Source organism: Bradyrhizobium sp. AZCC 1577 (genome assembly GCF_036924575.1).
In the GTDB taxonomy this organism is placed as follows: domain Bacteria; phylum Pseudomonadota; class Alphaproteobacteria; order Rhizobiales; family Xanthobacteraceae; genus Bradyrhizobium.
The window spans coordinates 7062236-7073699 of the sequence record NZ_JAZHRQ010000001.1 but is presented as its reverse complement, the minus strand read 5'-3'; the positions used below and the strand labels follow the sequence as shown (position 1 = coordinate 7073699).

Annotated in this window: 16 protein-coding genes; 8 read left to right on the top strand and 8 right to left on the bottom strand. The window is 62.3% G+C overall.

The window, feature by feature from the left end; genetic code table 11:
- Window positions 1-31 precede the first annotated feature (31 nt).
- Window positions 32-271: a DUF2171 domain-containing protein gene (locus V1278_RS33530; protein WP_334383667.1), complete on the bottom strand. Its 240-nt coding sequence runs from the start codon at window positions 269-271 to the stop codon at window positions 32-34.
- A gap of 88 nt (window positions 272-359) precedes the next feature.
- The gene (locus V1278_RS33525) at window positions 360-827 is read right to left on the bottom strand and encodes a cupin domain-containing protein (protein ID WP_334383666.1); all 468 of its coding nucleotides are present in this window, start codon (window positions 825-827) and stop codon (window positions 360-362) included.
- 220 nt (window positions 828-1047) lie between these two features.
- Here V1278_RS33525 and V1278_RS33520 point away from each other — a divergent pair, with 220 nt between their 5' ends.
- From V1278_RS33520 to V1278_RS33500, 5 genes are all read left to right on the top strand, one after another.
- Window positions 1048-1650: a 3-keto-disaccharide hydrolase gene (locus tag V1278_RS33520; RefSeq protein WP_334383665.1), complete on the top strand. Its 603-nt coding sequence runs from the start codon at window positions 1048-1050 to the stop codon at window positions 1648-1650.
- A 90-nt stretch (window positions 1651-1740) separates the two neighbouring features.
- Window positions 1741-1986 carry a hypothetical protein gene (locus V1278_RS33515; RefSeq protein ID WP_334383664.1) on the top strand — a complete coding sequence of 82 codons (246 nt, stop codon included), beginning with the start codon at window positions 1741-1743 and terminating at the stop codon, window positions 1984-1986.
- The gene (locus tag V1278_RS33510; protein ID WP_334383663.1) at window positions 1983-2108 is read left to right on the top strand and encodes a hypothetical protein; all 126 of its coding nucleotides are present in this window, start codon (window positions 1983-1985) and stop codon (window positions 2106-2108) included. Before V1278_RS33515 ends, V1278_RS33510 begins: the two co-directional genes overlap by 4 nt.
- A gap of 231 nt (window positions 2109-2339) precedes the next feature.
- On the top strand, window positions 2340-3371 hold the full coding sequence (locus V1278_RS33505; RefSeq protein ID WP_442893802.1) for a glycosyltransferase family 2 protein: 1032 nt from the start codon (window positions 2340-2342) through the stop codon (window positions 3369-3371).
- 227 nt (window positions 3372-3598) lie between these two features.
- Window positions 3599-3790 carry a hypothetical protein gene (locus V1278_RS33500; RefSeq protein WP_334366689.1) on the top strand — a complete coding sequence of 64 codons (192 nt, stop codon included), beginning with the start codon at window positions 3599-3601 and terminating at the stop codon, window positions 3788-3790.
- Window positions 3791-3960: 170 nt separating this feature from the next.
- On the opposite strand, the gene V1278_RS33495 is transcribed toward V1278_RS33500, so the two are convergent.
- From V1278_RS33495 to V1278_RS33480, 4 genes are all read right to left on the bottom strand, one after another.
- Window positions 3961-4908, bottom strand: coding sequence for a DUF5996 family protein (locus V1278_RS33495; RefSeq protein WP_334383662.1), 948 nt, complete (start codon window positions 4906-4908; stop codon window positions 3961-3963).
- A gap of 169 nt (window positions 4909-5077) precedes the next feature.
- Entirely contained in the window at window positions 5078-5677 is a 600-nt protein-coding gene (gene wrbA / locus V1278_RS33490; RefSeq protein ID WP_334383661.1) for an NAD(P)H:quinone oxidoreductase, read from the bottom strand.
- A gap of 175 nt (window positions 5678-5852) precedes the next feature.
- A complete protein-coding gene (locus tag V1278_RS33485) occupies window positions 5853-6551 on the bottom strand; it encodes a pirin family protein (RefSeq protein WP_334383660.1) in 699 nt (232 codons plus the stop codon).
- A 72-nt stretch (window positions 6552-6623) separates the two neighbouring features.
- Window positions 6624-7376, bottom strand: coding sequence for an SDR family NAD(P)-dependent oxidoreductase (locus V1278_RS33480; protein WP_334383659.1), 753 nt, complete (start codon window positions 7374-7376; stop codon window positions 6624-6626).
- 116 nt (window positions 7377-7492) lie between these two features.
- On the opposite strand from V1278_RS33480, the gene V1278_RS33475 reads away from it, so the two are divergent.
- The 3 genes from V1278_RS33475 (at window position 7493) to V1278_RS33465 (ending at window position 10176) form a co-directional block, all read left to right on the top strand.
- A complete protein-coding gene (locus V1278_RS33475; RefSeq protein ID WP_334366693.1) occupies window positions 7493-8407 on the top strand; it encodes a LysR family transcriptional regulator in 915 nt (304 codons plus the stop codon).
- 286 nt (window positions 8408-8693) lie between these two features.
- Window positions 8694-9683, top strand: coding sequence for a tripartite tricarboxylate transporter substrate binding protein (locus V1278_RS33470; protein WP_334383658.1), 990 nt, complete (start codon window positions 8694-8696; stop codon window positions 9681-9683).
- 124 nt (window positions 9684-9807) lie between these two features.
- Window positions 9808-10176, top strand: a complete 369-nt coding sequence (locus tag V1278_RS33465) for a hypothetical protein (protein ID WP_334383657.1) — start codon at window positions 9808-9810, stop codon at window positions 10174-10176.
- Here V1278_RS33465 and V1278_RS33460 read toward each other — a convergent pair.
- Both V1278_RS33460 and V1278_RS33455 read right to left on the bottom strand, forming a co-directional pair.
- Complete coding sequence (locus V1278_RS33460) at window positions 10173-10658, bottom strand: YbaK/EbsC family protein (protein ID WP_334383656.1); 486 nt, start codon at window positions 10656-10658, stop codon at window positions 10173-10175. The genes V1278_RS33465 and V1278_RS33460 overlap by 4 nt on opposite strands.
- 1 nt (window position 10659) lies before the next feature.
- The gene (locus V1278_RS33455; RefSeq protein WP_334383655.1) at window positions 10660-11406 is read right to left on the bottom strand and encodes a haloacid dehalogenase type II; all 747 of its coding nucleotides are present in this window, start codon (window positions 11404-11406) and stop codon (window positions 10660-10662) included.
- Between the last annotated feature and the right edge of the window lie 58 nt (window positions 11407-11464).

Below are 11464 nucleotides of genomic sequence, written 5' to 3'. Positions count from 1 at the left end.
ATCCGCACGCGGCGCAATGCGTGTCGGCCGGTCACTGCCGGCCGTGCTGCCAGTGCGCGGTCACATCCGCGCCCGATTTATTGAGATGCACGTGCTGATCGACATGATCGACCCATGACACCGGAATGAAGTGGTGATGCTCACCATCAGGCGAGCTCTGCTTGGTCAGCTTGATCTTGTCGATTCCTTCCAGATGATCGACTTTTCCGACCGTTTTCTTGTCCGACGAGATGACGTCCATGTGTTCCTTGATCTGCGCGGTAACAGCCATGTTCTACATCCCTAAAGCTGGTTGAGAACATAAAAACGCGCCGCATCAAAAATAGTTGCCCGCGGGAATTGACCGGCGAGGCCCGGGGTCACTTCTCTTCTGCCGCCGTCGAGGTCGCCGGACCTTCGCCCATGATCAGCAGCACAGCATCTTCATCCTTGGCGCCGTCCCAATGCACCTGCTTGCCGAAATGCGTGACGAAACTGCCGGCCGGCATCGGCGTCGTGTTGGCCGGATCGAATTTCGGCCCCGTGCCGACCCACCACGTGCCCTGCAGCACGACGATGTAGCGATCGTTGGGATGGAAGTGCGGACGGCTAAAATGATTGCCCTTGGTCCACTTGTTGTAGACCATGTAGAAGCCGGGTTTTGCGGGATCGCCGACCACGACGGCACTTTGCGCGCCGGCCGCATTGACCGGGCCCCAGGGAATCTGCTCCGGCAGTTTGTAAGCGACCGCGGCCGGATTGAGTTCCGCCGCAGCGGTCATGCCCGTCATTGCAATGAACGCCGGCAGTATCACGAGGCATCGCCAAGACCCGCTTGTCAGCTTCATGGATTCCTCCGATCGGCTCGTGAGCCGAGGCTCATGTCTGTGGGTCCATCCACGCTAGCCGCTCCCGTTCTCGTGGGACAAGGTGGGCACATGCATGCGTGACCGGCTGCGATACGCACGATGCGTATAACGCAACTGCAGCATGAAAAACGGATTTCCGCCCGGCTTTGTGATGCTAGGTTACCTGCCCAACCAAGAGCAGCATGGGAGGGCTATGTTCATGAAGCGTTTGTCGAGACTTGCGGCCGGCCTGTTGATGGGTGCGGCCGCCGTTCAATTTTCCAGCGTCGCGTCCGGCCAGAGCGATGGCTGGGTGACGCTTGTCGACGGCACCAAGATGGGCGACTGGACCGAGGTCGGCAAAGCCAACTGGGCGATGAAGGACGGCGCGCTGGTCGCAGACAAGATCACTGAAGGCAAGGATCCCTCGTATCTCGTCAGCAAGGCCTCCTACAAGGATTTCGAGATGAAGGTCGAGTTCTGGGCCGACGATGACGCCAACAGCGGAATTTTCATTCGCTGCGACCAGTCGACCAAAATCGATGCCAAGACTTGCTATGAGGTCAACATCTTCGACAAGCGGCCCGATCCGACCTACGGCACCGGCGCGATTGTCGACGTGGCCAAGGTCGACCCGATGCCGAAGGCGGGCGGCAAATGGAACACCTACGAAATCACGGCCAAGGGCTCGCAACTCGTCGTCGTGCTGAACGGACAGAAGACCGTTGATGTTCAGGACTCAAAACACGCCAGCGGCCCGTTCGCGCTGCAGTACGGCTCTGGCGTGATCAAATTCCGCAAGGTGCAGATCAAACCGCTGTAAAATCGTTGGGGCTTGTGCCGCTCTTTGGGCCTCTCCCGCGTGCGGGGAGGCATAGGCGGCCTCCGGCCGCCGTCCTTCAAGATGACGCTGATGCGGAGCATCAGCTTCGGGTGGGGGTGCCGCCGCACCGGGATTGTCGACATTGAAGCGGAAGTCGATCCGCCTCAATCCCGACCAGGCGCACCTGTCTTCAGCGGGTACATCACGGCGCCATTCGGCCTCGAATGGCGCCGAGAGTTTGCGCATCTGCACGGCAAGCGCATGAGCTATCCCGAATGGGGCGTGGGCAATTTCGGCGACAATCCGTTCTTCAGCAGATGCACTTTTGGTTCATGAAGAACGAAGACAGGATTGCCTACGCTGCTTATTTCGACGTCAACGGGGCTTGGCCCACCCAGATCGACAACGGCCAGTTTCCGAACTCGCAAAGACTGTTCCGAAAACTGTTCAGCCGCTGATCTGCACTCAGCGTTCGTTCAGTGCGGATTAACTCCATCCATTAACCGTCGCCGGAATTCGGTCCGTCACGTTTCGCTGCCGGATCGGTCCTTGCACCACCGTGCGCGTTACGTCCGCAGGGACGGGATAATCCCCGAGCGAGCGGCTTTATCGAGACGGAAATGTCCCGGAATTAATCCGGCAATCCCGTTTCGGGACGATGAGACATATTCGTGAACGACCAGACTTTCATGGCAGAGAGCTCGACTGGCGATATCAGGATGGACCGGCCTGATCCGGCGGTCAGGGCTCTGCGTGCGCTGGTGGCGGCTTCACCGGCGCTCGATCCAGGAATCGAAACGGTGGTGTGCATCCCCTGTTTTCGCCGTCCCGAATACCTGCGCCGGACGCTGCAGTCGCTTGCCGTTCAGCGCACCAGCCGCCGCTTCGCCATCGTGATGGTGGAGAACGATGCGTCGAGGAGCGAGAGCGTGCCGGTTGCCGCCGAATACCTCGCGTCGAGGAAATTCTCGGGGCTCTGCGTGATCGAGCCGCGGCAGGGGAACTGCTATGCCATCAATGCCGCCTTCGAGACGGCGCTGCAGATGTTCCCGCTGGCCACCAGCTTCCTGATGATCGGCGATGACGAAATCGCTTCGCTGGATTGGCTGGAGCAGATGGTAGGGACCGCGGGGGCGACCGGCGCCGACATCGTCGGCGGTCCGGTATTTCCTGAATTCGATGACGAACGGAAGCGTGGGCTGCGGCGCCATCCCGCGTTTGCACCGGCCTACGACGCCTCAGGTCCGGTGCCGGTAATCTATCGCTGCGGCAATTGCCTGATCCGGCGCGCGGTGTTTGATCGATTGGGCATGCCGGCGTTCGACCTCCGTTTCAATTTTCTCGGCGGCGGAGACACCGATTTCTTCTACCGCTGTAGAAGGCTTGGCCTGCGGTTTCATTGGGCGGCCGAAGCCGCGATCAGCGAGACCGTGCCGCAAAGCCGGACCAGCCTCAAATGGCTGGCAATACGGAGCCTGCGGATCGGCGCGATCAATTATCACGTCCAGCGCAAGGCGACGCCGCCGTTCTGGTTACGGGCGAAGCTGACCGCCAAACTGATGGCCGCCCTGCCGCTTTCACTCGGCTACGCCGTGCACGCAGTCTTCACCGAGCGTGAGTGGACCATTGCCATGCATCCCATCACGGTGGCGATCGGCAGCGTGCTGGCCGCGTTCGGCCTCGAGCCGCAGCCCTACAAGACATCGAAGATCGTCTCATGAGACAGCTCATCGGCGCATCCGAAATCCGCGACGTCCCCCTGTCGCGCGACAAGAGCTGACACATTGTTGCCGCACGGGAACTGCCGTGCAAATCTGCAACACGTGCCAGGATTATGCAGCCGTTCATCGTGTGTTCGCGAGAGTTGATGATCCGTTTAGCCGCACGCGCGTATGCTGCGCTTCGGGTGATGGGCTACTCGTGAATTGCTGCCGTGGGGAGAGCCAACATGCCAGCCTATATTCATCATGATGGCATTGAGCCAGGTTTCGTCCTTTGTCCGAGCTGTGTCGGACTTCCGATGTATGTGCGCGACGTCGAACCGCATTGGAGCCAGGCAAAGATTGACTTCACCTATGAGTGTGCCGATTGCGGTGCCGAAGTTCGTCAGACCATTATGAAGCCGCAACTGCGGCATTAGTGGCAATTCGTAGGGTGGGCAAAGCCAAAGGCGTGCCCACCATTTTCGACATTTGCACGCGCGTGATGGTGGGCACGCGGAGCCTGTCATCACTCTGCGAGCGACCTTGCGCTCGTCGCCGGGCGCGCGTTCGCGCGACCCGTTGGTTTTGCCCACCCTACACAGCAGCTTCAAACCTGCCTCACCACCCCGGGCTGCCCGGAATCGCATTCCAACGCGTCGCGATCCCAATTTGCCGCGATTGCCACGGCCTCATAGGTGCTGTGCAGGAAATCGAGCAGCGCCTTGTCGGGATCGGCAGCCGTCCGGACAGCGTCGTATGGTAGAATGAATTCGCCGACCGCTTCGCTGAAGAACGCCGCATCCGGTTGCACCTTCGCCGCGCGAAAACCCGGCGGCTCGGGATAGGCATAGGAATAGAAGGCGGGATAATCGATAGCGCCACCGCCCGGCCAGAACCCGGCGCTGCTGACTTCGTGTGAATAGGCTTCATGTGCAACCGCGTCGGGCAAATGCGGCACGCCGCCGGGATGGCGTGGCGCGCGGCGTCCCGAGAAGCGCGTCACCGCGAGATCGAAACTGCCCCAGAAGAAATGCACCGGGCTGGCCTTGCCGAGGAAGCCGGTTCGGAATTGCTTGAAGATGCGGTCGCAGTTGACGAGAATTTGCAGGAAGCATCCGACGGCATCTGGATCGTAGGCGGCGTGCACGGTGTCCTCGGAGAATTTTATCGGATCGGGCAGTTCGTTCGGCATCTCGTCGATGGCAACGGCAATGCCGAGCTCGGCAAGCGCTGCCATCGTGGCAGCATAGAAGCTGGCGACCGAATGTCCTGCTAGCACAAATTGCTCTAGCGAGCCGTCGCTGGTCGAGATGCGCAGCGTGTGGTCAATGAAATCGAAGTCGATCTGGAACGTTCGTGCGCCGTCGGGCACTGGCGATGTCGTCAATCCGCGCGACGTGACATAAAGCGCCACGTGCCAGGAATGATTGAGCCATGGCGATTTAGCGAGGCGGATCTTGCCGACGATCTGGGTCCAAAGATGGAGCGTCGCATAGGTGTCACGCCACGCCGCGGTCGGCAATTCCGGCCACCGGACTTGCGAATTATTGCTCATGCTAGAACCTTTGCGTGCAGACCGGGAGGTCGAAGGCCTATCACGAATTCATAAGGCGTTTGGAAACCATGCCTCACGATTTCGTGCATTCCGGGCAGCGCCGCGCGCTGCGCTCTCGAAGGACTAGATTGGGCGGCATTCGTCAGAGAGAACGCCGCCCATCGTTGCATCAGCCATGCAGCTTGTTCGCGGTCTCCGCGATCACGCGCCCCTGATAGCGCGCACCGGCGAGTTCGTTTTCGCTTGGCTGGCGGCTGCCGTCGCCGCCGGTGATCGTGGTGGCGCCATAGGGCGCGCCGCCGGTGATTTCGTCGAGCTTCATCTGGCCGGCAAAGCCGTAGTTCAGGCCGACGACCGTCATGCCGAAGTGCAAGAGATTGGTGATGATCGAAAACAGCGTGGTTTCCTGCCCGCCATGCTGGGTCGCCGTTGCGGTAAAGGCACCGCCGACCTTGCCGTGCAGCGCGCCCTTGGCCCAGAGGCCACCGGCCTGGTCGAGGAAGTTCGCCATCTGCGACGTCATTCGGCCGAAGCGCGTGCCGGTGCCGATGACGATCGCGTCGTAATTGGCGAGGTCCTCGATTTTTGCGATCGGCGCGGCTTGATCGAGCTTGTAATGCGAGGCCTTGGCGACCGCTTCAGGCACGAGTTCCGGCACGCGCTTGATGTCGACGGTGGCGCCGGCCTTGCGCGCGCCTTCGGCTACGGCATTCGCCATCGCCTCGATGTGACCGTAAGCGGAATAATAGAGCACGAGTATTTTCGCCATGGTGGTTGTCCTTTGGTTTTGATGTGAGTTGTTCTTGGGGGCTGTCATTGCCGCGCTTGACCCGGCAATCCATCAATCTTCAGAAAGACTCTTCCGAAGCGGGATGGATGCCCGGGTCATCTAGCGCGAAGACGCGCTTCGCGCTTTTGCCCGGGCATGACGAGCGGTGAATGGCTTAAGCCGCGTCGACCAGCACCAGTTCGGAATCTTCCAGCGCGGTAATCGTCAGCTTCGCCTCGTCGCGGATCGCAGCGCCGTCGCGGGCATTGACGCGCACGCCGTTGACTTCGACGCTGCCGGCCGCCGGCACGAGATAGAGGTGACGCGCCTTCGCCGCCTCGTACGCCGCGCTCTCGCCCGCCTTCAGCGTGGTGGCGAGCACCCGCGCATCGGCGCGGATCGGCAGCGCATCGTTGTCGCCGGCAATGCCGCTGGCGATGGTGACGAGCTTGCCGGAGCGATCCGACTTCGGAAACGGTTTGGCGCCCCAGGTCGGCTGGCCACCCCTCGTCGTCGGCTCGATCCAGATCTGGAAGATCTTGGTCTTGCTCGGCTCCAGATTGTACTCGGAGTGACGAATGCCGCTTCCGGCGCTCATCACCTGCACGTCGCCGGCTTCAGTCCGGCCCTTGTTGCCGAGCGAGTCCTGGTGCGTGATCGCGCCTTCGCGGACATAGGTGATGATTTCCATGTTGGCGTGGGGATGGGCGGGAAAGCCGGTGTTCGGCGCGATCTCGTCATCGTTCCACACCCGCAAGGCGCCGTGGCCCATATTGTCGGGATCGTAATGGCTGCCGAACGAGAAGTGGTGTTTTGCCTTCAGCCAGCCGTGATCGGCGCTGCCGAGTTTTGCAAATGGTCTGAGTTCGATCATGGGATATTCCTTCGTTGAAAGTTCTTGAATGAAGTGGCCGGGCGGCTTGCGCCCGGCCGCGCTGGATTTGAGTTACGCGCCGAAGCCGCCATCGACATTGAGCACTGTGCCGGTCACGAACGACGCTTCGGGACTCGCGAGAAAGACCACGCCGGCTGCGATCTCTTCCGGCTTGCCGAAGCGCTGCAGCGCGTGCTGCTTGCGCTGGAGGTCGGCGATCTCGCGGTCGTCATCCGGGTTCATGTCGGTGTTGATCGAGCCCGGCTGCAGCACATTCACGGTGATGCCGCGGGGACCGAGGTCGCGCGCCGCGCCCTTGGTGTAGCCGACAACGGCAGCCTTGGTGGCGGCGTAATCAGCAAGGCCGGGGAATGAGGCGCGGGTCGCGATATCGGAGCCGATCGTGACGATGCGTCCGCCTTCACCCATCAGCTTCGCCGCCGCGCGGATCGCGGTGATGACACCATCGACGTTCACGGCACTCTGCCGGGCCAATGCTGCAGTGTCGGCATTGGGATCATCGACCGCGCCGCCGACGGCAACGCCGGCGTTGTTGACGAGGATGTCGAGCCGGCCGAAATCCTTCGCGACCTTCTTCACCAGTTGGTCGACCTCGGCGGAGGATGCCTGATCGGCCTTGTAAGCGCGGGCGTTGACGCCCTTGACCTTCAACTCGGCGACAATCGCTTCCGCCTTGTCGGGGGAGGCGACATAACTGATCGCGACGTTGGCGCCTTCTGCCGCAAGCGCACGGGCAGACGCTGCGCCGATGCCGCGCGAACCGCCGGTGACGAGGGCTACCTTGCCTGAGAGCTTCTTGGTCATTGGATTTCTCCGTTGCTCGAATTCCGATGGCCACTGGATATGCCTCCCGCCGTGGTATAGAAATAGAAACTATTGAAACTCATTGTTTCCAATAAAGAGCCTTGAAGGTGATCCGAATGTCCAAGCTCCCGGATTTCGAGGCGTTGGCGATTTTCGCAAAAGTCGTGGAATTGCGGTCATTTGCGGCGGCCGCCACCGAGCTGGCGCTGTCCAAGGCCACGGTATCCAAGGCCGTCAGTCGGCTCGAGCAGCGGCTCGGCGCGCGGCTGTTCAACCGCACCTCGCGGCGGCTGGCGCTGACCGATGCCGGGCAAAGGCTCGCCGAGCGCGCCGCGCGGCTCCTGGCCGACGGCGAGGATGCCGAGAACGAAGCCTTGTCGCAATCGATGGCGCCGCGCGGATTGGTGCGGCTCGCGGTGCCGATGACGTTCGGCGTGAAAGCCGTTGCGCCGATCTTGCCGGAATTTCTCACAGCCTTCCCGGAAGTCTCGATCGACCTTCACCTGAGCGACGCGACGGTGGATCTGATCGGCGAGGGCTTCGATGCCGGCCTGCGCATCGCGCGCCTGCCGGACTCGTCGCTGATCGCGCGGCGGCTCTGCGCGATGCCACGCTACACGGTCGCGGCGCCGTCCTATCTCAAGCGCCATGGCAGGCCGACGCATCCGATGCATCTGGCGGAGCATAAATGCTTCGGCTACGCCTATCTCTCGACGGCCGGCGTCTGGCACTACACCAATGCGTCAGGCGAGCAGGCCAGCGTGCGGCCCGCAGGCCAGCTCCGCGTCAACAATGGCGAGGCGCTGTTGCCGTCCGTCATCGCCGGCCTCGGCATCGCCGATTTGCCGGACTTCATTATCGGCGACGCCATTGCCTCCGGCGAGGTGGAAGTGATCCTGAAAGGCTGGCACCAGCCCGAAGGCGCGGTGCACCTGGTGACGCCGCCCGGCGGCCCAAGGCCTGCGCGCGTCGAAGTGCTGGCGGAGTTTCTGGCCAAGCAGTTCTCAAAAGCGAAGAAGAGAAGACCATAAAGCGGCGAGGTGATCTGCTTTTACCCTCCCCTGGAGGGGGAGGGTCGACTCACATTGAGCAAAGCGAAATGTGAGACGAGGTGGGGTGATCTCTCAACTCGGGCACTGTTGGATGGGGAGAGACCGTCACCCCACCCCGCCGCTCATTGCATGAGCGTCGACCCTCCCCCTCCAGGGGAGGGTGGGGGCCTCCAGGGGAGGGTGAAGGGCAGGGCTATCGCAACGTGACCGGCTTCAGCTAGGCTCGCCTAATAACCAAAACAAAAAGCATCGGGGAGAAACTACCATGAACCGCCGCGAACTCCTGAAAGTCGCCGCCGCATTGCCGCTGGCGCACGCCGCGCTCTCCAACACCGTCTTCGCGCAAGGCCCATATCCCTCGCGCAACATCACCATGATCGTGCCGTTTCCGCCCGGCGGGCAGGCCGATCTCGCAGCGCGGCCGATCGCGCAGGCGCTGGAGCGGATCCTCGGCAAGCCTGTGATCGTCGACAACCGCGCCGGCGGCGGTGGTGGATCGGTCGGCAACGCGGCGGCGGCGCGTGCCGAGCCTGACGGGCACACACTATTGATGACGCTGTCTTCGCTTGCCGTGCTGCCGGAAGCCGACCGGTTGTTCGATCGTCCGGTGGCGTATGAAGTCTCGCAATTCGCGCCGATCGCGCGCGTGCTCGCCGATCCGACGCTGCTGGCGGTGCCGGCATCCGCGCCGTGGAAGACGCTGCAGGATTTCGTCGATGACGCTAAAAAGCGTCCCGGGCAAATTCCCTACGGCTCGTCCGGTCCCTACGGCACGCTGCACGTGGCGATGGAGATGTTTGCCGCGAGCGCCGGCATTAAATTGCTGCACGTGCCGTTCCGTGGCGCGGGGCCGGCGCTGACCGCACTCTTGAGCGGCACTGTGCAGGCAGTGGCGTCGGCGCCGGGCACGCTGAAGCAGCAGGTCGATGACGGCAAGATGCGCGTGCTCGCCAATTGGGGCGCCGAGCGCATCAAGAGTTTTCCCGATCTGCCTACCTTCAAGGAGCTCGGTTACAAGGATGTCGAGTTCTACATCTGGGCGGGACTGTTTGCGCAACGCGCATTGCCAGCGCCGATCACGACGCGGCTGCGCGAAGCGATGGCGGAAGCCGTGAAGGCGCCGGAGGTGGTCAAGACCTATGAGACCGCCGGCAGCCCAGTCGCCTACCTGGACGCGCCGGAATTTGCAAAATTCGTCGCGGAAGACAGCGCGCGGCTGGTCGCGGCGGTGAAGAAGATCGGCAAGGTGGAGTAGGGAACCCGCTTCACATTTTTTTGTTCGCACTAACGTCGCGTGGCCGCATTCATTCGACAGGCTTAGTGCCGTCGCCGCGCGGAGCTTCCGCGCCTGTGAAAATTAAAAAGAAGGGGACCTGTCCATGCAAACGCAGCGGATCGTCCTTGCACTCGCCCTCGCGATCGGCGGCGGAACTGGCGCTGCCGTTCCCGCTTTCTCGCAGGAATATCGCGGAACCTGGGAACAGCAGATGGCCTGCACGCCCGACGTCTGGCGGCTCTGCGGCGACCAGATCCCGGACGTCAGCCGGATCGTGGCATGTTTGCGGTATAATACGCCGCAGCTCTCCACCGGTTGCCGCGCCGTATTCGAATCGCAGGCCAACGCACAGCCGACGCCGCCTCCGCGCGGGGTGCCGCAACAGACGGTGCCGCGTTCGCGCGCGCCGCAACAAGTGCAGCCGCAGGCGGTGCCGCGCCAGCCGAGACCGTTCTTTGAAGAGGACTATTAGGTCGACGCTGCCTCGACGGGCCTGAGTTCGCAGACGTCGACCCATTCGGCTGACGTCAGTTCCGCCATGCGCGCAGGCGTAATCTTCACCGCGCTGTGGGTTGAGCCCGCGGCAGGCACCACGATGTCGAACGCCTTCAGCGACACGTCGCAATAGACCGGCAGCGGCGTCTTCAGTCCGAATGGACAGACGCCGCCGACCTCGTGCCCGGTGATCTCGGCGACCTCCTCCAGGCCGAGCATTTTCGGCTTTCCCCCGAACAGCGCCTTCACCTTCTTGTTGTCCATCCGCGACGTTCCGGCCGCCACGATCAGCACCACGCGGTCGCCGACCCGCAAGGACAGCGTCTTGGCGATCCGCGCCGGCTCGACGCCATAGGCTTCGGCGGCTAGCGCGACAGTGGCCGAACTCATCTGGGATTCGATCACGGAGATATCGGGCGCCTTTTCTGCGAAGAAGGCGCGGACGGACTCAAGACTCATTTCAGGACCTTTGGGCGGACACCAGTGCGGGCAGTTCGGAGAGGCTGTGGATGCGATGATCGGGCTCAAATCCCAGCTCATCCATCTGGGTGCGCAATATCTTGAACATCGTCAAGGGCGGCAGCGTCTCGCTTTCGAGGCAGGCCAGCGCCATCGCTTCCGGCGTCACCCGCTCGATCCAGGCGACGTGGAGCCCGAACGCCTTGGCGCCGCAGGCGTCCCAGGGATTGGAGGAGATGAACAGCACCTCGGCAGGTGGCACGTGCAGCACCTCCTCGATCAATGCGTAGACCTCAGGGCTGGGCTTGAAGATCTTCTTCGCGTCGACGCTGATGGTGGCATCGAGTACGCGATCGAGCCCGCTGTTGTGCACGAGCGCGCCCAGCATGCCGGGACTGCCGTTGGACAGGATCGCGAGCTTGCAATCCTTCATCGCCGATAGCGCCGCAAGCGCATCCGGATAGAGATCGAGATGCAGATACTTCTCGATGATGCGCGCGAAGGTGTCGTCGTCATATTGCAGCCCGAGGCTGCGCAGCGTGTAGGCCAGCGCGTCGCGCGTGGCGACCGAGAAATCCTGATAGCGTCCCATCAGCGAGCGCAGCCAGGTGTATTCGAGCTGCTTGATGCGCCAGACCTGGGTGATGATTTCGCCATAGCCCGGAAACGCGTCCTCGGTGACGTCAGCCACCGACTGGACATCGTAAAGCGTGCCATAGGCGTCGAAGACAACAGCTTTGATGGTCACTGCGTTGCACCCTCCCGCCGATCGTCGCGTCGAGAAACTCGCACCGCCGATCATACTC